This is a genomic window from Streptomyces sp. DH12 (genome assembly GCF_020873895.1).
Taxonomy (GTDB): Bacteria; Actinomycetota; Actinomycetes; order Streptomycetales; family Streptomycetaceae; genus Streptomyces.
Genome location: NZ_JAHWGT010000021.1, coordinates 105,389 through 126,882, shown reverse-complemented (window position 1 = coordinate 126,882; position 21,494 = coordinate 105,389). Strand labels below are relative to the sequence as shown.

Annotated in this window: 16 protein-coding genes; 9 read left to right on the top strand and 7 right to left on the bottom strand. The window is 75.4% G+C overall.

The window, feature by feature from the left end; translation table 11 throughout:
* Positions 1–269: 269 nt before the first annotated feature.
* Both LPA54_RS20765 and LPA54_RS20760 read left to right on the top strand, forming a co-directional pair.
* Positions 270–1,937, top strand: coding sequence for a succinic semialdehyde dehydrogenase (locus LPA54_RS20765; protein WP_228979987.1), 1,668 nt, complete (start codon positions 270–272; stop codon positions 1,935–1,937).
* Between the two features lie 50 nt (positions 1,938–1,987).
* Entirely contained in the window at positions 1,988–3,838 is a 1,851-nt protein-coding gene (locus tag LPA54_RS20760; RefSeq protein WP_228979985.1) for a GMC family oxidoreductase, read from the top strand.
* Between the two features lie 175 nt (positions 3,839–4,013).
* On the opposite strand, the gene LPA54_RS20755 is transcribed toward LPA54_RS20760, so the two are convergent.
* Positions 4,014–5,018 carry an LPXTG cell wall anchor domain-containing protein gene (locus LPA54_RS20755; protein WP_228979979.1) on the bottom strand — a complete coding sequence of 335 codons (1,005 nt, stop codon included), beginning with the start codon at positions 5,016–5,018 and terminating at the stop codon, positions 4,014–4,016.
* Positions 5,019–5,652: 634 nt separating this feature from the next.
* Positions 5,653–5,973, bottom strand: a complete 321-nt coding sequence (locus LPA54_RS20750; protein ID WP_228979976.1) for a chorismate mutase — start codon at positions 5,971–5,973, stop codon at positions 5,653–5,655.
* Positions 5,974–6,299: 326 nt separating this feature from the next.
* Here LPA54_RS20750 and guaA point away from each other — a divergent pair, with 326 nt between their 5' ends.
* Both guaA and LPA54_RS20740 read left to right on the top strand, forming a co-directional pair.
* A complete protein-coding gene (guaA, locus tag LPA54_RS20745) occupies positions 6,300–7,892 on the top strand; it encodes a glutamine-hydrolyzing GMP synthase (RefSeq protein ID WP_228979975.1) in 1,593 nt (530 codons plus the stop codon).
* A gap of 157 nt (positions 7,893–8,049) precedes the next feature.
* Positions 8,050–8,550: a DoxX family protein gene (locus tag LPA54_RS20740; protein ID WP_228979971.1), complete on the top strand. Its 501-nt coding sequence runs from the start codon at positions 8,050–8,052 to the stop codon at positions 8,548–8,550.
* Here the strand turns inward: LPA54_RS20740 and LPA54_RS20735 are convergent.
* Positions 8,457–8,720, bottom strand: coding sequence for a hypothetical protein (locus LPA54_RS20735; RefSeq protein WP_228979970.1), 264 nt, complete (start codon positions 8,718–8,720; stop codon positions 8,457–8,459). The genes LPA54_RS20740 and LPA54_RS20735 overlap by 94 nt on opposite strands.
* Positions 8,707–10,056, bottom strand: coding sequence for a PspC domain-containing protein (locus tag LPA54_RS20730; protein WP_228979969.1), 1,350 nt, complete (start codon positions 10,054–10,056; stop codon positions 8,707–8,709). The genes LPA54_RS20735 and LPA54_RS20730 overlap by 14 nt, the downstream gene beginning before the upstream one ends.
* A gap of 157 nt (positions 10,057–10,213) precedes the next feature.
* On the opposite strand from LPA54_RS20730, the gene LPA54_RS20725 reads away from it, so the two are divergent.
* The 3 genes from LPA54_RS20725 (at position 10,214) to LPA54_RS20715 (ending at position 13,549) form a co-directional block, all read left to right on the top strand.
* Positions 10,214–11,503: an ATP-binding protein gene (locus LPA54_RS20725; protein ID WP_228979968.1), complete on the top strand. Its 1,290-nt coding sequence runs from the start codon at positions 10,214–10,216 to the stop codon at positions 11,501–11,503.
* Positions 11,500–12,249 carry a response regulator transcription factor gene (locus tag LPA54_RS20720; protein ID WP_267487394.1) on the top strand — a complete coding sequence of 250 codons (750 nt, stop codon included), beginning with the start codon at positions 11,500–11,502 and terminating at the stop codon, positions 12,247–12,249. The genes LPA54_RS20725 and LPA54_RS20720 overlap by 4 nt, the downstream gene beginning before the upstream one ends.
* A 202-nt stretch (positions 12,250–12,451) precedes the next feature.
* A complete protein-coding gene (locus LPA54_RS20715; protein WP_228979966.1) occupies positions 12,452–13,549 on the top strand; it encodes an esterase family protein in 1,098 nt (365 codons plus the stop codon).
* A 21-nt stretch (positions 13,550–13,570) separates the two neighbouring features.
* Here the strand turns inward: LPA54_RS20715 and LPA54_RS20710 are convergent, their stop codons facing one another.
* Positions 13,571–14,650, bottom strand: a complete 1,080-nt coding sequence (locus tag LPA54_RS20710; RefSeq protein WP_228980003.1) for an NlpC/P60 family protein — start codon at positions 14,648–14,650, stop codon at positions 13,571–13,573.
* 378 nt (positions 14,651–15,028) lie between these two features.
* Here LPA54_RS20710 and LPA54_RS20705 point away from each other — a divergent pair, with 378 nt between their 5' ends.
* Positions 15,029–15,382: a hypothetical protein gene (locus tag LPA54_RS20705; protein WP_228979964.1), complete on the top strand. Its 354-nt coding sequence runs from the start codon at positions 15,029–15,031 to the stop codon at positions 15,380–15,382.
* Between the two features lie 109 nt (positions 15,383–15,491).
* Here the strand turns inward: LPA54_RS20705 and LPA54_RS20700 are convergent, their stop codons facing one another.
* Positions 15,492–16,754 (bottom strand): C40 family peptidase, encoded by a 1,263-nt coding sequence (locus tag LPA54_RS20700; RefSeq protein ID WP_228979962.1) that lies wholly within the window; start codon positions 16,752–16,754, stop codon positions 15,492–15,494.
* 401 nt (positions 16,755–17,155) lie between these two features.
* On the opposite strand from LPA54_RS20700, the gene pcrA reads away from it, so the two are divergent.
* Positions 17,156–19,630: a DNA helicase PcrA gene (gene pcrA / locus LPA54_RS20695; protein ID WP_228979959.1), complete on the top strand. Its 2,475-nt coding sequence runs from the start codon at positions 17,156–17,158 to the stop codon at positions 19,628–19,630.
* A 148-nt stretch (positions 19,631–19,778) separates the two neighbouring features.
* Here the strand turns inward: pcrA and LPA54_RS20690 are convergent, their stop codons facing one another.
* On the bottom strand, positions 19,779–21,332 hold the full coding sequence (locus tag LPA54_RS20690) for a M23 family metallopeptidase (RefSeq protein ID WP_228979958.1): 1,554 nt from the start codon (positions 21,330–21,332) through the stop codon (positions 19,779–19,781).
* Positions 21,333–21,494: the final 162 nt, after the last annotated feature.

Genomic DNA, 21,494 nt, shown 5'->3' with positions numbered 1-21,494 from the left:
CCGCCCCCCACCGCCCGCGACCGTCCACGGACCCCGCCCGGCCGCCGCCCCCACCACCCGCGACCGTCCACGAACCCCGCCCCACCACCGCCCGCGGCCCGCCCGCCGTCCGACGCGGCTTCCGCCGGCCCGTCCCGCCCCGCCGGCGGGTGCGGATACGCGCTGATCAGGGCTTATCTGCCAGTGAACACTGGCGCGGTGTGCGGGCCCGGCGAAAAGACGTTACCGCCGGGTACCCAAAGCGGCCGCTCCCGCATACCCTCGCCCCCATGACGGACACGCAGGCCCGCGCCAACGCCACCGCACCCTCGTCCACGCCGGCCGCCGCGCCGACGGCGCCCGTGCCGCCCGGGGCGACCAACCCCGTGGCCCCCGCGCCCGCGGCCGCGCGGACGGCCGCCGACGTGGTCACGCCCGAGGTCGTCGCCCAGCTCACCCGCGGCGTCGTCGGCTCCGGCCGGACCGCCAACCACACCCCCTTCACCGGGGAGCGGCTGGCGGAGCTGCCCGAGTCCACCCCCGAGGACGTCGCCGAGGCGTTCGCCCGCGCCCGCGCCGCCCAGACCGCCTGGGCCGCCACGCCCGTCCGCCGCCGCGCGGCCGTCCTGCTCCGCTTCCACGACCTGCTGCTGGAGCGCCAGGCGGAGGTCCTCGACCTGATCCAGCTGGAGACCGGCAAGGCGCGGCTGCACGCCCACGAGGAGATCCAGGCCGTCACCATCGCCGCCCGCCACTACGGCGTGCGCGCCGCCGCCTACCTGGGGCCGAAGCGCCGCGGGGGCGCGGTACCCGCCCTCACCAAGGTCACGGAGCTGCGCCAGCCGCGCGGGGTGGTCGGGCAGATCTCGCCGTGGAACTACCCGCTGGAACTGTCCGTCGGCGACGCGCTGCCCGCCTTCGCCGCCGGCAACGCCGTCGTCATGAAGCCCGACACCGAGACGGCGCTGACCGCCCTGTGGGCCCGTGACCTGCTCGTCGAGGCGGGGCTGCCCGCCGAGGTGTTCCAGATCGTCCTCGGCGAGGGCCCGGTGGTCGGCCCGGAGGTGGTCCGGCACGCCGACTACGTCTCGTTCACCGGCTCCACGCGCACCGGCCGCGAGGTCGCCAAGGGCGCCGCGGCCCGGCTCGTCGGCGTCTCCCTCGAACTGGGCGGCAAGAACGCCATGCTCGTGCTGCGCGACGCCGACATCGAGAAGGCCGCCGCGGGCGCCGTCCGCGCCTGCTTCTCCTCGGCGGGCCAGCTGTGCATCTCCATCGAGCGGCTCTACGTCCACGAGTCCGTCGCCGACGCCTTCCTGGAGCGCTTCGTCGCCCGGACGAAGGCGATGCGGCTGGGCACGTCCCTCGCGTACGGCGCGGACATGGGCTCGCTCGTCGGCGAACGGCAGCTGGAGACCGTCGTGCGGCACGTCGAGGAGGCCGTCGCGCAGGGGGCGGAGGTACTCGCCGGCGGTGTCGCCCGCCCCGACGTCGGCCCGCTCTTCTACGAGCCGACCATCCTCGACGGCGTGCGGGAGCCGATGGCGGTGTGCGGCGAGGAGACCTTCGGCCCGGTCGTCTCGGTGTACCGCTTCACCGACGAGGACGAGGCCGTCGAGCGCGCCAACGCCACCCCGTACGGCCTCAACGCCAGCGTCTGGACGAAGGACGGCCGCCGCGGCCTCGCCGTCGCGGCCCGGCTGCGCGCCGGCACCGTCAACGTCAACGAGGGGTACGGCGCCGCGTACGGCAGCGTGCAGGCGCCGATGGGCGGCATGAAGGACTCGGGCCTGGGCCGCCGGCACGGCTCGGAGGGCATCCTCAAGTACACCGAGGCCCAGACCGTCGCCCACCAGCGCCTCATGCCGCTCGCCCCCGCGTTCGGCATGGACGACGAGAAGTACGCGGCCTTCATGAGCCGCAGCCTGCGACTGATGAAGGCCCTGCGCCTGCGCTGACGACGGACCGGCGCGCCGCCCGCTTCACCCCTTCCGGTACGAGGAGAGCCATGTCCGAGGTCCCCCCTGCCCAGAAACCGTCGGGAACCGCGCCGGAAGCCGCGGAGGACGACGCGTACGACTACGACGTGGTCGTCGTCGGCTCCGGCTTCGGCGGCTCCGTGTCGGCCCTGCGCCTCACCGAGAAGGGGTACCGCGTCGCCGTCCTGGAGGCGGGCCGCCGCTTCACCCCCGGCACGCTCCCCAGGACCTCCTGGGACCTGCGCAAGTACCTCTGGGCGCCCGCCCTCGGCCTGTACGGCCTCCAGCGGGTCCACCTCCTCGGCAACGTCATGGTCCTGGCCGGCGCGGGCGTGGGCGGCGGCTCCCTCAACTACGCCAACACCCTGTACGTGCCGCCGCCGGCGTTCTTCCGGGACAAGCAGTGGGCTGCCATCACCGACTGGCAGGACGAACTCGCCCCGTACTACGACCAGGCCAAGCGGATGCTGGGCGTCCGCCTGAACCCGACGATGACCCCCTCCGACGTGCACCTGAAGGCGACCGCCGAGGCCATGGGCGTCGGCGACACCTTCCACCTCGCGCCCGTCGGCGTCTTCTTCGGCGACGGGCGGGACGCGGACGGCGCCACCCGGGCCGCCCCCGGCGACGAGGTGCCCGACCCGTACTTCGGCGGCGCCGGCCCGTCCCGGCGGGCCTGCAACGAGTGCGGCGAGTGCATGACGGGCTGCCGGCACGGCTCGAAGAACATGCTCACGGAGAACTACCTGTACCTCGCCGAGAAGGCCGGCGCGGTGATCCACCCGATGACGACGGTCACGGAGGTGACCGAGGACGGCCGCGGCGGCCACCGCGTCACGACGGTGCCGACCAACCGGCGCAAGGCCGCGCCCCGCACGTACCGCGCCCGGTTCGTCGTCGTCGCGGCGGGGACGTACGGGACGCAGACGCTCCTGCACCGGATGCGCGACCAGGGGCTGCTGCCGCGCCTCTCCGACCGCCTGGGCGAGCTGACCCGCACCAACTCCGAGGCGCTCGTCGGCTCCCAGACCACCGACCGCCGCTACCGCAGGCGCCACGGCGTGCCGAAGGCCGACTTCACCCGGGGCGTGGCCATCACCTCGTCCATCCACCCCGACGCGGCCACCCACATCGAGCCGGTCCGCTACGGCAAGGGCTCCAACGCGATGGGCTCGCTGTCGATCCTCCAGGTGCCGCTGGCGAGGAACCGCGTCGCGGCCTGGCTGGGCAACGTGGTCCGCCACCCGGTCCTCGCGCTGCGCTCGCTCTCCAACCACCGCTGGTCCGAGCGGACGATCATCGGTCTCGTCATGCAGTCGCTGGACAACTCGCTGACGACGTACCGCAAGCCGGGCGGCATCGGCAAGGGCCTCCTCACCGCGCGGCAGGGCCACGGCTCACCCAACCCGAAGCAGATCCCGGCGGCGACCCGGGCGGCGTCCCTGCTCGCCGAGGAGATCAACGGTTTCGCGGGCTCGAACGTCGGCGAGCTGATGGGCACCCCGCTCACCGCGCACTTCCTCGGCGGCTGCGTCATCGGCGCGAGCGCGCGGGACGGCGTCATCGACCCGTACCACCGCCTGTACGGCCACCCCGGCATCCTCGTCGTGGACGGCGCCGCCGTCTCCGCGAACCTCGGGGTGAACCCCTCCCTCACCATCACGGCGCAGGCGGAGCGCGCGATGTCCCTCTGGCCCAACAAGGGCGAGCCGGACCCCCGCCCGGCGCAGGGGGAGGGCTACCGGCGTCTGACGCCCGTCGAACCGAAGTCCCCGGCCGTCCCGCCGCACGCCTTCGCCGCCCTGAAGCTGCCCTTCCTCGGCCTGCCGAAGGTCCCCCCGAAGGCCCCGCCCGCGTCGGCCGTCCCCCCGGAGGGCTGAGCCCACCGGGGCGGCGGGGTCCGGAGACGGCTGCGGAACACGCCTACGAGAGCGGCTGCGGAACACGCCTGCGGGAGCGGCTCCGCGGCACGCCTGCGGAAACGGCTCCGGACACGACGAGAGGCGCTGCACCCCCCTCCGAGTGCAGCGCCTCCCTGGTTCAGCGGGTGTGCCGTCAGGCGGTGGCACCGCTGTTGCGGCGCTTCAGCGCGAAGACGACGCCGGCACCGGCGACGATGGCGACGCCACCGGCGATGCCGATGGTCGGCAGCATCGAGCTGGAACCGGTCTCGGCGAGCGTGCCGGTCACGGGCATCTCGTTCAGGCCGCCCTGCGGGCCGGGCTTGTTGTCGGGCTTGCCGGGCTTGCCCTCGGCGTCGTCGACGGCACCGGGCTTGGTGCCGGCGGCGAGGATGTCGAAGTCGTAGATGTTGACGTCGCCGTACTCGCAGACGTTCTTCTCGGTGACGTTGACGCCGAGGGTGACCGCCACGCCGAAGCCGGCCGGGGCCTTGGCGTCGACCTTGAGGCGCATCGGCGCGTCGGCGTACTCGCCGGCCTTCAGCTGCGTCTGGCCGAAGTAGCCCTCGATGTCGTCGATGGACTCGAAGCCGTCGCCCAGGTCGACCTCGACGGTGACGAAGCGCGAGATGTCCTCGAACTCCTTGCCGTCGACCGCCTCGGTCATGACGTACGCCTCGACCTGCTTGAAGTCGCGGTCGGACTTGTTCGTGACGCGGTAGGTGAAGTTCTTCCAGCCGGAGCCGGCGACGACCTTCGAGGGCATGCCGCGCAGCTCGGTGTGGACGTCGGAGTTGTCCGTCTCGTCCTCGCAGGAGCCCGGCTCCTCGGAGGGCGACGGGGAGGCGCTCGTGCCGGTCGACGGCGAGACCGAGGTGCTCGGGGACGCGGAGGGCGCCGGGGCGCTGACGGACGGCGCCGGGGCGGTGGTCGCCTCGCCCTTCTCCTCGTCCTCGGCCGGGGTGGTCGCGGTCTCGTCGGCGGACGGGGTGGGCTCCGCGGACTCCGTCTCCTCCTCGACGGGGGACGGGGACGCGGAGGCCTCGGCCTCCACCGACGGCGTCGGGCCCGTCGCGAACGCGGCCGGAGCCATGAGGAAGGCGGCGGGGGAGATGACGGCGGTCGCGGCGGCGACGGCCATGGCGCGGCGAAGCTTCACGTGGGAGACCTCAGGGTCCTGGGTGCCGCCGGATGCGACACGTATGCGGGTCGGGCCCGTGCCCGCGTGCGTGACGGGTGTGGCCCTGGTTTCGCATACATGACCCGCGACCCCGCGCATTGGTTGCACGGGTCCTGACAACTTCTTTATGTGTCCTGTGTCACGCGCGGCGGAAGCGGACGCCCGAAGGCCCCGCCCGGCCGGTCGGCGGCGGGGCGGGGCCCGGGTCGGCGACCGGCGGTCAGGGCTGCGCCGGGGCCGAGCGCGGCGCCGGGGGTGGAAGGGCGCGCCGCGCGGGGAGGTGGGGCTCGGGGTGTCTGCGGGACCGCGGAGCCGCGGGACCGTGGTGCTGGGGGATGGTGCTGCCGGACCGACTCGGGACGGGACGGTCCGGTGCGGTCGGCTCCGGGCGTCCCCGGGGCCGACCGCTCTTCCGGTGACCGGGCTGCTGTCCCCTGCCGCCCGGTCACGCACACTGGAGCGAGGTCCCACGGCGCACCCAGCGGTGCGCCACACGCTCCAGCGGAGCCACGCGTGGTTTGCTGCGGCCCGCCCCTGGCTGGCACGGACACCGGGACCAACGAGGTGGTGTGGCCCGGGTCACGCGCCGTACGGGTGAGAGACGGGGCCGAACTCAGACGCGGCCCCGGCACAGCTCCAGCATCGTCATCGCCAGCGCCGTGCCCGGCCGGCCCAGGGCGTCCCGGTAGTGGGCCAGGACCTGCATCTCCCGCGCGAGGTCGATCCGGCGCCCACCGGAGCCGATGCGGGCCTCCTGGATGACGGCCGAGACGGCCACGCGCTCCTGGATGAGGCCGATGATCCGGTCGTCGAGGGCGTCGACGCGTTCACGGGCGCCGGTGATCAGTTCGGCGGCGTCCTCCGTCCGCGCGCCGGTGGTCCCGGCGGTGGTGCGGGCACGGGCGGTCTCGGCGGGGGTGGTCGTGGGGGTCATCGCTGGGGGCTCCTCGTTCGTCGGGCGGAGCCCCGGGGCGGCGTACGGCCCGGCGGAGACGACAGGCGCCCCGGGCCTTGTCGGCCCGGGGCGCCTGGTGAAGTCGTCAGTTGCTAAGCAGCACGACCACGGCAGCCGGACCAGCCGGTGCCATAGGTAAAGACGAAGGTCGTGTGCGTGCGCATGGCGGCAAGTATGGACCCCCGGGCCGCGCCGCGGCCAGCCGCGCCCCCGGGCGGTTCGGATGGTGAGACGAAAAGGACCGTCGGCCGCGCCGGTAGAATTGACTGATACCCGACCCCTCCCACCGCCGGAAGGCCGCCGTAGTGTCATCAGCGACCCCCGCTGCCGCCTCGACCGACACCGACCCGGACGCAGTCCTCGTTGTCGATTTCGGCGCGCAGTACGCCCAGCTCATCGCCCGCCGCGTCCGTGAGGCCCGGGTCTACAGCGAGATCGTCCCGTCCACCATGCCGGTGTCCGAGATGCTGGCCAGGAACCCCAGGGCGATCATCCTCTCCGGTGGCCCCTCCTCCGTGTACGAGGAGGGCGCGCCCCGCCTCGACCGCGCGCTCTTCGAGGCCGGCGTCCCCGTCTTCGGCATGTGCTACGGCTTCCAGCTGATGGCCGAGACCCTCGGCGGCACCGTCGACAACACCGGCGCCCGCGAGTACGGCCGCACGCGGCTGCAGGTGACGAGGAACGGGTCGACGCTCTTCGAGGGCACCCCCGGCGAGCAGTCCGTGTGGATGTCCCACGGCGACGCCTGCTCGGCCGCGCCCGAGGGCTTCGCCGTCACCGCGTCCACGGACGTCGTGCCGGTCGCCGCCTTCGAGAACGACGAGAAGAAGCTGTACGGCGTGCAGTACCACCCCGAGGTGATGCACTCCACGCACGGCCAGCAGATCCTGGAGCACTTCCTGTACCGGGGCGCGGGCATCGAGCCGTCCTGGACGACGGGCAACGTCATCGAGGAGCAGGTCGCCGCCATCCGCGAGCAGGTCGGCGACAAGCGCGCCATCTGCGGCCTGTCCGGCGGTGTCGACTCCGCCGTGGCCGCCGCGCTCGTCCAGCGGGCCATCGGCTCCCAGCTCACCTGCGTCTACGTCGACCACGGCCTGATGCGCAAGGGCGAGACCGAGCAGGTCGAGAAGGACTTCGTCGCCGCGACCGGCGTCCAGCTGAAGGTCGTCGACGCGCAGGAGCGCTTCCTCGCCGCGCTCACCGGGGTCTCCGACCCCGAGGAGAAGCGGAAGATCATCGGTCGGGAGTTCATCCGCGTCTTCGAGCAGGCGCAGGCCGAGATCATCGCGGACGAGGGCCCGGCGGTGGAGTTCCTCGTGCAGGGCACGCTCTACCCGGACGTCGTGGAGTCCGGCGGCGGCAGCGGCACGGCCAACATCAAGTCCCACCACAACGTCGGCGGCCTCCCCGAGGACCTGGAGTTCCAGCTCATCGAGCCGCTGCGCAAGCTGTTCAAGGACGAGGTCCGCATGGTCGGCCAGGAGCTCGGCCTGCCGGAGGAGATCGTCCAGCGGCAGCCGTTCCCCGGCCCCGGCCTCGGCATCCGCATCGTCGGCGAGGTCACCAAGGAGCGCCTGGACCTGCTCCGGGAGGCCGACGCCATCGCCCGCGAGGAGCTGACGGCGGCCGGTCTGGACCGCGACATCTGGCAGTGCCCGGTCGTCCTCCTCGCCGACGTCCGCTCGGTCGGCGTGCAGGGCGACGGCCGCACCTACGGCCACCCGATCGTGCTGCGCCCCGTCTCGTCCGAGGACGCCATGACGGCGGACTGGACGCGCATGCCGTACGACGTGCTCGCCCGCATCTCCACCCGCATCACCAACGAGGTCGCGGACGTCAACCGCGTCGTCCTCGACGTCACCAGCAAGCCCCCGGGCACCATCGAGTGGGAGTGACCCCACCCGCCCGTACGCGGCCGCCGTCCACCCCGTGGGCGGCGGCCGCGGCCGTTCCCGGGCCGTCCGCCGGCCCGGTGAACCGGCGCTCCCCGCCGCCCGTACTCCAGGGGCGGGCCGGAGGGCGGCCGCGCGGCGGACGAGCGAGGGCGGGGACATGGCACACACGGTGGGCGGCGGGCGGGGCCGGGGAGCGCGGCGGGAGGCCCTCGCGCGGTACGCGCTGCTGCCGCTGCGGGTCTTCCTCGGGGTGACCTTCGTCTACGCGGGCCTCGACAAGCTCACCGACGCGCGGTTCACCGCCGCGACCGGCCCCGGGTCGGTCGGCGAGCTGATGCGGTCCGTCCGGGACGCCTCGGCCGTGCCCTGGCTGGTGGACCAGGCGCTGCGCGACCCCGCCCCGTACGGGTACGCGATCGCCGCCGGTGAGGTCGCCGTCGGGCTCGGTACGCTCGCCGGGCTGCTGGCACGGGTGGCCGCGGCGGGCGGGGCGCTCGTCTCGCTGAGCCTGTGGCTGACGGTCAGCTGGCGGAGCGACCCGTACTACCACGGCAACGACCTGGCCTACCTGATGGCGTGGCTGCCGCTGGTGCTCGCCGGGGCGCCGGTGCTCTCCGTCGACGCGGCCCTCGCGGCGCGCCGGCGCCGCAGCCGGTAGCCGGCCCAGCCGGCCGCCGCGGCGAGCCCCAGGCCACCGCAGAGCAGCGGGACCACCGCGTACCAGGCGGCGTCCCAGGCGCCCGCCGCCCCGCCGCCGTACACGACGGCCACGGCCAGGCCCGTGAGGCCGACGACCAGCCGCCCCGGCCGGAACTCAACCCGCGGCACGGGTCACCTCCACCAGTCCGGCCGCGATCCGCAGGTCCAGGACCAGGGTCCCGCCCGGCGCGCCGCCCGCGGGGGGCAGGAGGGTCCGGGTGACGTCGCGGTCCAGCGCGGGGTCGATGTCGTCGTTCGCGTCGGCCCGGTCGGTCGGGGCGCCGGCGGTCGCGCCCCCGCCGGTCGTGGCGCCCCCGGTGGGGGGTCCGGCCGGCGGGAGTCGTACGTCGCCGAGGTCCGCGCGGGCGCGCACCCGTACGGTCGCGTCCGCCGGCACCGTGACGGCGAGGCGCCCCGCGCCGACCTCGGCGGCCACGCGGACCGTGCGGCCCGCGCGGACGTCCAGCGCGGACAGGTCGAGCGTCCCGACCCCGCTGCCGAGGGCGTACCGCGGCCGTACGTCCGCGACCGACGCCGGCCGCCACTCCACCCGCGTCCAGTCCGTGCCGATCTGCCGCGGCAGCGCCGAGGCGCCGGCGAGGAGCAGCGCCGTCACCACCGTCAGGAAGACCGTGCCGGCCCCGGTACGCCCCACGAACGCGCTGAGCACCAGGCCGAGCGCGAACACGGCCAGCGCGCACGCCAGACCGGTCTGCAGGGCCGTGGCGAGCGGCTGGCCGGCCCACGTGGACGCCGTACCGGCGGCGCCCGCCGCCAGCGCCAGCACGAACACCGGGCCGCCGAGGGAGACGCGCCCGCGCCGCGCCGCGCGCGTCGGCGGGCGGCGGGGGCCGCCGTCCGGCGCGCCGTCCACGGGGCCCCACAGGTAGCCGACCGGCACCGGGCCCGTCGAACCGTCCTTCACGATGGGGTCGCGCCACCAGGACGGCGCGTCCGGCGGCGGCGGGGCCTTCGTCTCGGGCGGCGCCTCGGGGCCCGCCGCCTGCGCCGCCGCCGCGGGCTCCCGGCCCCCCTCGGGGTGGCGCCGCCGCTGCGACCAGACCGCCGCGCCGCCCGCGGCGCAGGCCAGCAGGATGGCGAAGCCGATCGCGTTGCCGTTGCCGCCCACCATCGACAGGAACAGCCCGCAGCCGACCAGCGCCATCAGCACGGCGGTCAGGGACGCGCCGCCGACGCGCCCCGTCATCAGGCGCCGCGCCTCGTTCTCGTCCTCGCCGTCGGCGGTCAGGGCCAGCCAGGCGAAGCCGTAGAAGATCAACCCGATGCCGCCGGCCGCCGCGAGCACGCCCGTCACCACGCGGAACACCACCGGGTCCACGTCGACGTGCCGGCCGAGCCCCCCGCACACCCCGGCGACCACCTTCTGCCGCCGCGTACGGCGCAGCGGCGGGAGGTGCGGTGGGGCCCCGGGCACATCCGGAGGGGCGGGCGTCGCGCTCGTCATACGACCATGGTGACCGCCCGTCCCCCGCGAGAGCACCCGTACCGACCCTGGCCGACCCCTGATATTCCCCCGACCCCGCGCGCCCGGGGGGCGTCTCAGGGTCGGGGTCAGGGCCGTCCCTGATGTTTGGGGGGCGGGGGCGTGTGACGATCGGACCATGCCAGTCGCCGCCCGTCCGCCCGAGACGACCGAGGACCCGCCCGCGCGCAGGCTCTACCGGAGCGCCGACGGGCGGATGCTCGGCGGGGTCGCGCGCGGGCTCGCCGGGCACCTCGGGCTGCCGGTGGTCTGGGTGCGGCTGACGTTCCTCGGGCTCTTCCTCGCCGACGGGCCGCTGTGCGTCCTGCTCTACGCCGCGTTCTGGATCGCCGTGCCCCTCGGGGTCGGCGGCCGGTCCGCCGAGCCGCGCACGGTGTTCGCGACCGCCCCCGACGGGCGGCGCAGGCTCCGCAAGCCGGACCGGGGGCAGGTGGTGGCGCTGGTCGCCCTGCTGGCCGGGGCGGCCGTGTTCGTCGGCACGGTCGACCTGGGCGGCGAGGCCAACCGGTACGTGTGGCCGACCCTGCTCGTCGGCGTCGGCGTCGTCCTGGTGTGGCGGCAGGCGGACAACGCCCGCCGGGCCCGGTGGACGACCGACTCCGGCCGCCGCAGGCGGCTGTTCCCGCTGGTGCGCGGCCTCGCCGGGGTGGCGCTCGTCGGCATGGGGCTGGCGGTGTTCCTGGTGGTGCGCGGTTCGGCCGCCCAGCTCGGCACCGCGCTGACGGCGGCGATAGCCGTGCTGGCGGGGATGGCGCTGCTGGCCGGGCCCTGGCTGGTGCGGATGTCGCAGGACCTGTCGGAGGAGCGGACGATGCGCATCCGCGCGCAGGAGCGGGCCGAGGTGGCCGCCCACGTCCACGACTCGGTGCTGCACACGCTCACCCTGATCCAGCGGAACGCCGAGGACCCGGCCGAGGTCCGGCGCCTCGCCCGGGCCCAGGAGCGGGAGTTGCGGAACTGGCTGTACCGGCCCGAGGGCACCGGGAAGGACGAGGCCGAGGAGCCGGAGACGCTCGCCGAGGCGGTCAGGAGGGCCGCCGCCGAGGTGGAGGACAAGCACGGCGTGCCGCTGGAGGTGGTCGTCGTCGGCGACTGCCCGCTCGACGAGGGCCTGGCCGCGCAGATGCAGGCCGCGCGCGAGGCGATGGTCAACGCCGCCAAGTACGGTGGCGGGGGCGGCGCCGTGCAGGTGTACGCGGAGGTCGACGGCCGTACGGTGTTCGTCTCCGTACGGGACAGGGGGCCCGGCTTCGACCCGGACGCGGTCCCCGCGGACCGCATGGGCGTACGGGAGTCGATCATCGGGCGGATGCGTCGCCACGGCGGCACCGCGCGGGTGCGGTCGGCGCCGGGCGACGGCACCGAGGTGGAGCTGGAGATGGACAGGGCGCAGGAGGCGGACGGATGACGGAAGCGGGCGGACCGGTGGGCGGGCAGGCGGCCGGACGGACGGAGGGGCAGCCGGGCGGCGAACCGGGCGGGGCGCCGGTGGAGCGGCGGGTGCGGGTGGTGCTCGTCGACGACCACCGGATGTTCCGTACCGGCGTCCAGGCCGAGATCGGGCGGACGGAGGAGACGGGCGTGGAGGTCGTCGGCGAGGCCGCCGACGTCGACCAGGCGGTCGCCGTCATCACCGCGACCCGCCCCGAGGTGGTCCTGCTCGACGTGCACCTGCCGGGCGGCGGCGGGGTCGAGGTGCTGCGGCGCTGCGCGCCGCTGATGGCGGCCGCCGAGTCCCCGGTGCGGTTCCTGGCGCTGTCGGTGTCGGACGCCGCGGAGGACGTCATCGGGGTGATCCGCGGCGGCGCGCGCGGCTACGTCACCAAGACCATCACCGGTGCCGACCTGGTCGACTCCGTCTTCCGCGTGCAGGAGGGCGACGCGGTGTTCTCGCCGCGCCTGGCCGGCTTCGTGCTGGACGCCTTCGCGTCGACGGACGCGCCGCCGGTCGACGAGGACCTCGACCGGCTGACCCAGCGCGAGCGCGAGGTGCTGCGGCTCATCGCGCGCGGCTACGCGTACAAGGAGATCGCCAAGCAGCTGTTCATCTCGGTGAAGACGGTCGAGTCGCACGTGTCGGCGGTGCTGCGCAAGCTCCAGCTGTCCAACCGGCACGAACTCACCCGGTGGGCGACGGCGCGCAGGCTCGTCTGACCCGGTCGGCGCGGCGCGGGCCCCGCGGCCGCGCCGCTCCGCGGCCGCGCCGCTCCGCGGCCCCGCCGCTCCACCGCCCCGGCCCTCCGCCGCGGGGCCCCCGCGGCCGTCTGTGGCGCGTTCGACGGAGGCCCGCGGCAACCCGCGGGGCCCCGGCGCCCTCCTACGAACCGTGATGAGCCTGACGGGTACGCCCTTCTTCGTGACCGCGACCGCCGTCGCGGTGGTGGCGGTCGTGGTGCCGTTCGTGTGGTGGAGCCGGGTGCGCGGACCGCTCCTGGTCCGCGGCCTGGCCCGCCTCGCCATGATCGGCTTCGCGCAGGTCACCGCGATGCTCGTGGTGTTCGTCGCGGTCAACAACACCAACGCCCTGTTCAGCGACTGGGACGACCTCCTCGGCCGGCAGGACCACGTCCGGTCGGCCGCCGACCTCGGCCCGGACGGGCTCGGCGGCCGCAGGATCGCCGACCTGCCGAAGACCCGGCAGACGTTCCGGCCCGTCCCGGCGTCCGCCGACGGCCGGCTCAGGACCACGCTCCTGGAGGGGCCGGTGTCCGGCGTGAGCGCCGAGGTCTACGTCTGGCTGCCGCCGCAGTACGACGACCCGGCCTACCGGAACGCCCAGTTCCCCGTGGTGGAGCTGTTCTCCGGCTTCCCCGGCACCCCCTCGTCGTGGTTCGCCGGGCTGCGCGTGACCGAGCAGCTGGAGCCGCTCATGCGGGACGGCCGGGTCGCGCCGTTCATCCTCGTCTCCCCGCGCACCAAGCTCCTCGGCGACGCGGACGCGGGCTGCGCCAACGTGCCCGGCGTCGTCAACGCCGAGACGTGGGTCAGCGTCGACGTGCGGAAGATGGTCACCGACAACTTCCGCGCCGTGCAGACGCCCGACGGCTGGGCCGCGGCCGGCTTCTCGGCCGGCGGCCACTGCGCGGCGAAGGTCGCGCTGGCCCACCCCGACCGGTACCGGTACGCGATCAGCATGTCCGGCTACAACGACCCGGCCGCCGAACGCGCCTCGATCGTCGGCCGGGACGAGCGGCTGCGGAAGGCCAACGACCCGCTGAACCTCCTGCGCGCCGCGCCCACCCCGCCCCGCCTGACCCTGCTCTACACCGGGGACGGCGCCGACGGCTACCGGCAGGGCCTCGACCTGCGGGCAGCCGCGCAGCCCCCGACCCGCGTCGAGGTGCGCCGCGTCGTGGGCGGGCACCGGACGGCCACGTGGGCGGAGGAGGTCCCGGAGGTCTTCACCTGGCTGACGAGCCGCCTGGAGGGGGCCGGCGCGGCGCTCCGCCGGTAGGGCGCGCGGCGGGGCCGGGGCTCAGCCGACGCGGGTGGCGCCCGCCCAGGGCATCGAGTCGACGGGCGCGATCCGCACCGTCGAACCGGTGCGCGGCGCGTGGATCATCCGCCCGTCACCGATGTAGATGCCGACGTGGCTGAGGCCCGGGTGGAAGAAGACCAGGTCGCCGGGGGCCAGCCCGGCGCGCGGGACGCGCCGCCCCGCGTCGATCTGCGAGTACGTGGTGCGGGGCAGCGACACCCCGGCGGCCCGCCAGGCGGCTTGCGTCAGCCCGGAGCAGTCGTACGACGCCGGGCCGGTCGCGCCCCACCGGTAGGGCCGGCCGATGGCGCCGTACGCGTACGCCACGGCCCGCGCGGCCCGGGTCGTGGGCGCCCGCAGGGAGTCCGCGGCGGGGCGCCGGTCCGGGGCGGTGCGGGCCGCGCGCCCCGCGCTCCCGAACCCGCCGCCGGCGTGCGCGGCCGCCTCGTACGCGGCCCGCTGCTCGGCGGTGAGGCGGGACAGCAGCAGCCGGGCGGCGGCGAGCCGGTTCTGGACGGTGGCCTTGTGCCGCTGCGCCTGCGCCTCGCGGACGCGCAGCTCCCGCGCGTGGTCCGCGGCCTCGGCGCGCAGCCGGCCGATCGCGACGAGCCGACCGCGCAGCGCCGCGACGGCGACGCTCTGCCGGTCGCCGATCCGCTCGGCGAGGGCGGCGCCCCGCAGGTGCCTCTCGGGATCGGAGGAGAAGGCCAGCCGCATGGCGGGGCCGAGGCCGCCGCCGCGGTACTGGGCGGCGGCGGTCGCGCCGAGGGCGTCCCGCGCGGCGTTGAGCCGCTCGGTGTGCCGGGCCGCCTCGTCCTGGAGGGCGGCGAGCCGGTCCCGGGCGGCGTCGGCCCGCTCCCGCGCGCCGTTGTACCGCTCGGTGGCGGCCTCCGCCTCGCGGTACAGCCGGTCGGCCTCCGCCCCGGCCCGCGCGGGGGCGGGCCCGGGGGCGGGGGCGGCGTGTCCGGCGCCCTCGAACGCGGTGGCGGTCGCCGCCCCGGCGAGCGCGAGGGTGGCGGCCCTGCGGCCGGCCCGTCCGCCGAGCGGGCGCTGCCTGGGCTTGCGGTGGGCTGCCACGAGGGCGCTCACTTCCCTTCACTACGTCGGGTCGCGTCCCGTCCCGCCGTTCCGCCACCGGGTGCGTCACGTCGGGGCGCGTCACGCCGGGGTCGCGTCACGGCCGACCGCGGCCGTCGTCCGGCTCGCGGGGAGGCTCCGGCGCGTGGCGGCCGGTGCGGCCGGACGGAGGGCCGGTGCCTGGGGGAGGACGCTAGGCGCGGCCGGCGGGGCGGAGCGGGCGGCTGACCGCTATTGGCCGCGGGTGAGGGTTTCCGGTGCGGGGCGTGACCGGGGAGGCCCACGGAACATGTCGTTCCGCATCAGCCGTGACCGGTGTGCGGGAACGAGCCGACCTGGCCGACGGGCGATGGTATGGCCACGGTTAGGCTCCGCCCCATGAACGTGCTCATCAACGTCTTCGTCGCCCTGCACATCCTCGGCATCGCCGCGCTCTTCGGCGGATTCCTGACCCAGGTGAAGGCGATGCGGGCGGGTACGGCCCGCATGGTTCCGGCCATGCTGCACGGCGCCCTGACCATGCTGGTCACCGGCATGGCCCTGGTCGGACTGAACCAGGCCGAGGGCGCCGCCGTCGACAACGTCAAGATCGGCGTGAAGCTGGCGCTGCTCGTCGTGATCCTCGGCCTGGTCTACGTCAAGCGGGACGACGAGCGGGTCGGCGCCGGCGCCTTCGCCACCGTCGGCGGCCTGACGGCGGCCAACGTCTTCATCGCCACCCTCTGGACCTGACGGCCGCCCGCCCGCCGCGCCCCGCGCGCGGCGAGCGGCGGCCCCACGCCGGTCGACGTGCGGGGCGGGCGCTCCGCGACGGCGTCACGCGCAGGGCCCGCGCCGGTCGTCACGCGGGGCGGGCGGCGCCGGTCACCTCCGTGCGGGCGAGCGGTTCCGCGCGGACGCCCGCGCCGGGGCCCGGCGCGTGGATGACCGTGCCGTCACCCGCGTAGATCCCGACGTGGCCCGGCCGCCGGTCCAGGAGGACCAGGTCGCCCGGGAGCAGGTCCTCCGCCGCGACCGGCCGCCCCGCGGCCAGCTGTTCCGCCGCGGTGCGCGGCAGCTCGACGCCCGCCGCCTTCCAGGCCGCCCGGGTCAGCCCGGAGCAGTCGTACGAGGACGGACCGCTCGCGCCGCACACGTACGGCTTGCCGAGCTGCGCGCGGGCGAAGGCGAGGACCTTCTCCGCCTCGGCCGCGTACCCGGACCCGTCCGCGACGCTGGGTGCCCCCTCGGCGCCGGGCCCACGTCCCGTGACGCCCGCGTCCGTGCCGGCGCCTGTCGCCGCAGCCGGCGTACCGACGCTGCTCCCGGTGCCGGTGCCGGTGCCGGTGCCGGTGCCGGTGCCGACCGCCGCGCATGTGCCGGTGCCCGTCGTGCGGGCCCCGTCGGCCGGGTCCCCGCCGCCGGCCCCGGCCGCCGGGGCCGGCGGGGCTTCGGGCGTCCCCGGGGCGGGCGTCCGCCACGGCCGGCCCTCCCAGGCGGGGCCGCCGGGCCCCTCCCAGGCCCGCCCCGCCGGCGCCGCGCCGGGCGGTCGGTGCCCCGCCCGCGCGGCGTGGGCCACCAGGGCGCGCGCCCCGGCCAGCTTCGCCTGCACGGTCCGCTTCGCGGTCAGCACCGCCGCCCGGGTCATCTCCGGGGCCTCCGGCACCGGAGCCCCGACCGCCCCCACGGCCCCGACACCCGCCGGAGCCGACGCCGGTACCGGTATCGGGACCGGTACCGGAGCCGGCGCGGGGGCGGGGGCGGGCGCCGGCGCGTCGAGGAGGTCCAGGAGCCGGGCGCGCCCCGCAGCGCCCTCCCGCACCCCGCCCTCCCGTACCGCGCCGTCCCCGCCCCGCGGTGAGGCCGCGGCCGGCCCGGCGGGGTGCGCGGGATACCGCTGGGCCGTCCCGGCCAGCCGGTACAGGTCGTCGACCTTGCGCTGCACCTCGTCGACGGTGGGCCCGCCGCCGGGCCCCGGGGCGCCGACGGCGGGGGCGGCCGCGGCGGGCTGGCTGGACAGCAGCGTCACGGAGGCGAGGGCGGCCGTCGTGAACCCGACGGCGGGCGAGTGGGCACGTACGGGACGGGCGGTGGTGCGGTTGCGCGGCTTGCGATGCGACGCCAAGGGTCGGCATCTCCTTCCGTGGACCGCCTGCCGGGAGAGCCGTCGGGTGCGGGCGCGGATGCGGAAGGTGCCCTGCGGTCCCGCCGCGGGCGGCGGCGTGGACGGTCCACCCCGTCGTGCTGGGTGGTCCCCGGCTCCGGGCGGCCGCGCGCCGGCCGTGGGCGGGCAGGCGCGGGCGCGCCGGAAGAGGCGGCGGCGGCTCGATCGGCGGGGGTCGCCGAAAAGGGGGACGGGCCGCTTGGGCGAGCACGCTAGCCAACCTGTGGCGGCGCTGTGAAGGTCACCGAGCGATATGCCCGATACGTTTTCGTGACCTCGCGCACCGTGACCGGCCGTGGCGCTCGGTGAGGCGTCCGGTTCCGGCCCGGCTTGTCGGTGGGTCCGCCTAGACTCGGTAGGCGATGAGCAGCCTCTTTGACGACAGCTTCCTGGCGGACCTCCGCAGCCACCCCGCGGACGAGCCACCGCCGCCCGAGGACTCCGAGGCCACCCCGGCCGCGGAGGAGGTCCCGCACGACCTCTTCGGGGGGAAGTTCGACGTGCCGCCCGCCCGCGACCCGTACTACCGGGACGGCTCGCCGCGCCCGGTCGTCGACCCGGAGGCCCTGCTGGACGGGTTGAACGAGCAGCAGCGCGCCGCCGTCGTCCACACCGGTTCGCCGCTGCTCATCGTCGCCGGTGCCGGCTCGGGCAAGACCCGCGTCCTCACCCACCGCATCGCGCACCTCCTCGCCACGCGGAACGTCCACCCGGGGCAGATACTCGCCATCACCTTCACCAACAAGGCCGCCGGCGAGATGAAGGAGCGGGTGGAGCAGATCGTCGGCCCGCGCGCCAACGCCATGTGGGTGATGACCTTCCACAGCGCGTGCGTGCGCATCCTGCGCCGCGAGTCCAAGCGGCTCGGCTTCACGTCGTCGTTCTCGATCTACGACGCCGCCGACTCCAAGCGGCTGATGGCCCTCGTCTGCCGGGACCTGGACCTCGACCCGAAGCGGTACCCGCCGAAGTCGTTCAGCGCCAAGGTCTCCAACCTCAAGAACGAGCTGATCGACGAGGAGACCTTCGCCGACCAGGCGGCCGACGGCTTCGAGAAGACCCTCGCCGAGGCGTACCGGATGTACCAGGCGCGGCTGCGCGAGGCCAACGCCCTGGACTTCGACGACATCATCATGACGACGGTCCACCTGCTCCAGGCGTTCCCGGACGTCGCGGAGCACTACCGCCGCCGCTTCCGGCACGTCCTCGTCGACGAGTACCAGGACACCAACCACGCCCAGTACACCCTCGTGCGCGAGCTGGTGGGCGAGGGGTCCGAGGACCTGGTCCCCGCCGAGCTGTGCGTGGTGGGCGACGCCGACCAGTCGATCTACGCCTTCCGGGGCGCGACCATCCGCAACATCCTCCAGTTCGAGGAGGACTACCCGGAGGCGACGACGATCCTGCTGGAGCAGAACTACCGCTCCACGCAGACGATCCTGTCCGCCGCCAACGCCGTCATCGAGCGCAACGAGAGCCGCCGCCCCAAGAACCTGTGGACGAACGCCGGCGCCGGCGCCGGCATCACCGGGTACGTCGCGGACACCGAGCACGACGAGGCCCAGTTCGTCGCCGACGAGATCGACCGCCTCACCGACAGCGGCGAGGCGAAGGCGGGCGACGTCGCGGTCTTCTACCGGACCAACGCCCAGTCCCGCGTCTTCGAAGAGGTCTTCATCCGCGTCGGCCTGCCCTACAAGGTCGTCGGCGGTGTCCGCTTCTACGAGCGCAAGGAGGTCCGCGACGTCCTCGCCTACCTGCGCGTCCTGGCCAACCCGGAGGACGCCGTCCCGCTGCGCCGCGTCCTCAACGTCCCCAAGCGCGGCATCGGCGAGCGCGCCGAGGCGATGATCGAGGCGCTCGCCCTGCGCGAGCGGATCACCTTCCCGCAGGCCCTGAAGCGGGTCGACGAGGCGTACGGCATGGCGGCCCGCTCGGCGAACGCCGTGAAGCGCTTCAACCAGCTCATGGACGACCTGCGCACGGTCGTCGAGTCCGGCGCGGGCCCGGCGGTCGTCCTGGAGGCCGTCCTGGAGCGGACCGGCTACCTCGCGGAGCTCCAGGCGTCGACCGACCCGCAGGACGAGACGCGCATCGAGAACCTCCAGGAGCTGGCGGCCGTCGCCCTGGAGTTCGAGCAGGAGCGCGGCGAGGCCGACGGCGAGGACGCGCCCGCCGCGGGCACGCTCGCCGAGTTCCTGGAGCGCGTCGCCCTCGTCGCCGACTCCGACCAGATCCCGGACGACGACGAGGAGGGCTCCGGCGTCATCACGCTCATGACGCTCCACACGGCGAAGGGCCTGGAGTTCCCCGTCGTCTTCCTGACGGGCATGGAGGACGGCGTCTTCCCGCACATGCGCGCCCTCGGCCAGACCAAGGAGCTGGAGGAGGAGCGGCGACTGGCGTACGTGGGCATCACGCGCGCGCGGGAGCGGCTGTACCTGACCCGCTCCTCGATGCGCAGCGCGTGGGGGCAGCCCTCCTACAACCCGCCGTCGCGGTTCCTGGAGGAGATCCCGGAGCAGCACGTGCAGTGGAAGCGCACGGGCCGCACGTCCGCGGCGCCCGCGGGCGCGGTCGGCCCGGCGTCCGGCGTCGCCGCCTCGCTGTCGGCGTCCCGCTCCCGCGGCGGCCCGTCCGGTTTCGCGACGCGCCGCACGGCGGACAAGCCGGTGGTCGCGCTGACCGTGGGCGACCGGGTGACGCACGACCAGTTCGGCCTGGGCACGGTGACGGCGCTGACGGGCACGGGCGGGGACACGCAGGCGACCGTCGACTTCGGCGACGGCAAGCCGAAGCGGCTGCTCCTGCGGTACGCGCCGGTCGAGAAGCTGTAGCGGCGAAGGCCCGAGCGGAACGCCCGGCCGGGACCGCCGGCCGGGCACGGCACCCGCGGCCGCCCCGGGCGGGCGCGGGTCGTACCGTCCGCCCGCAGCGGGATCGGCACGGGTGGGGGCGGGGCGGGCGGGGCGGTACGGGCGGGGGTCAGCCCCGCGGGTTGAGGCCGTGGCTGCGCAGCCAGGACTCCGGGTCGATCGCGGCGCCGCCGCCCGGCCGGACCTCGAAGTGCAGGTGCGGACCGGTGGAGTTGCCGGAGTTGCCCGAGTAGGCGATGACGTCGCCCGCCTTGACCGGGCCCGAGCGGATCTTGGCGCTGCTCAGGTGGCAGTACCAGGTCTCGGTGCCGTCCTTGGCGGTCACGATCACCATGTTGCCGTACGCGCCGTTCCACTGCGTGCGGACGGTCCCGTCGGTGGCCGCCATCACGGGCGTGCCGTACTGGACGGGGAAGTCGATCCCGGTGTGCAGCGACATCCAGTTGACGCCGGCCTGGCCGTAACCGGCGCTGAGCTGGCGGAGCGCCACGGGGAGCGCGAACTTGGGGCGCATCGCCTCCCGGCGCTTCGCCTCCTCCTCGCGCTTCTTGCGCTCCGCCTCCTGGCGGGCCTTGAGGTCGATGCGCTCCTGCGTGCGGCTGGCGCGGTCGCTGAAGTCGAGGGCCTCGGCGTCGAGGGCGGCGAGCTGCGTGTCGAGGGCGCTGTTGGCGACGACCGGCTTCACCGTGTCCCGGTCGGCGGCGGACACCGCCTTGCCGTCGTCCTTCGCCTCCGCCTCGGTCAGCCCGCTGACGGACGCGGCCGCGATCCCGGCGACGCCCATCACGCACGCCGACGGCACGGCGACCGTCAGCAGCGCGGAACGCCGCGCCGGGGTGCGTCGCCGTCCCCGGCTGCCGCCCGCGCGCCGGACCGGGCGGGGCGCGGCGGCCGCCACGGGCACGGGCTCGTCGAGGGTCTCCGTGGACGGGCCGCCGTCCTGCTCCGGCACCCAGGCGCCACCGGCCTCGGGCGCCCCGTCGAACTCGTCGTCGGCGGCGGCGTACTGCTCGCCGGTGTCGCCGAACTCGCCGTCGGCGGGGGAGTGGTCACCCGCCGCGGCGTACTCGCCGGCGGTGGCGGCGTAGCCGTCGTGCGCCGTGTACCGGCCGGCGGTGCCGTAGTCGTCGTCCGTCGCGTAGTCGTCGGCGGTCGAGTAGTCGTACTGCTCGGGGACGAACGTCTCGGCGGGGGCGGTGCCTTCGGGCCCGGTGGCGCCGGTGTCGGGGGAGACGTTCCAGGCGGTCGCGTCGTAGGCGCCCGTCTCGAAGGACTCGACACCCGACGTGTACCACTGGCCGGTCGTGTCGTAGGCGGCCGTCGCCGCGGCGTACTGCCCGGCCTCCTGCTGCTGCGTCCACGCGGAGGCGTCCCACTGGCCCGACTGGTCGGCGTACGTGGTGTATTCGGCGGTGCCCGCCCACTGCGAGGTGTCGTACTGGCCGCTGTGCCCGGCGTCGTAGCCGCCCGGGGCGGTGCCGTAGAGGGGGTCGGCCGCCTGGTAGGCGCCGGTGTCGTACCCGCCGGTGTCCAGGGGGTGGCCGGTGTCGTGGACGCCGGTCCCGTGACTGCCGTCCCGCGGACCGAACTCGCCGGTCGTGAAGCTGCCTGTGGCGTACGCGTCGTCTCCGACGTAGCCGGCGTGGGGGTGCTGGTCGTTCACCAACTTCTCTCTCGCCTCGGCAGCAGGACCAGTTCCGGGCCCGGCTCGATGGTAGGGGCCCAGAGGGGAAGCAGTGGGCGCGACTGTACCCGGCGGTATGCGCAACCGACAATCTTCCGAGGGTTTTGCATCCCGCGGAACCGGGCATTCGACCGCCTTTCG

Coding starts and splice junctions, on each gene's coding strand:
- LPA54_RS20765 (WP_228979987.1), top strand. CDS start 270: ATGACGGACACGCAGGCCCGCGCCAACGCCACCGCACCCTCGTCCACG.
- LPA54_RS20760 (WP_228979985.1), top strand. CDS start 1,988: ATGTCCGAGGTCCCCCCTGCCCAGAAACCGTCGGGAACCGCGCCGGAA.
- LPA54_RS20750 (WP_228979976.1), bottom strand. CDS start 5,973: ATGACCCCCACGACCACCCCCGCCGAGACCGCCCGTGCCCGCACCACC.
- LPA54_RS20740 (WP_228979971.1), top strand. CDS start 8,050: ATGGCACACACGGTGGGCGGCGGGCGGGGCCGGGGAGCGCGGCGGGAG.
- LPA54_RS20730 (WP_228979969.1), bottom strand. CDS start 10,056: ATGACGAGCGCGACGCCCGCCCCTCCGGATGTGCCCGGGGCCCCACCG.
- LPA54_RS20725 (WP_228979968.1), top strand. CDS start 10,214: ATGCCAGTCGCCGCCCGTCCGCCCGAGACGACCGAGGACCCGCCCGCG.
- LPA54_RS20720 (WP_267487394.1), top strand. CDS start 11,500: ATGACGGAAGCGGGCGGACCGGTGGGCGGGCAGGCGGCCGGACGGACG.
- LPA54_RS20705 (WP_228979964.1), top strand. CDS start 15,029: ATGAACGTGCTCATCAACGTCTTCGTCGCCCTGCACATCCTCGGCATC.
- pcrA (WP_228979959.1), top strand. CDS start 17,156: ATGAGCAGCCTCTTTGACGACAGCTTCCTGGCGGACCTCCGCAGCCAC.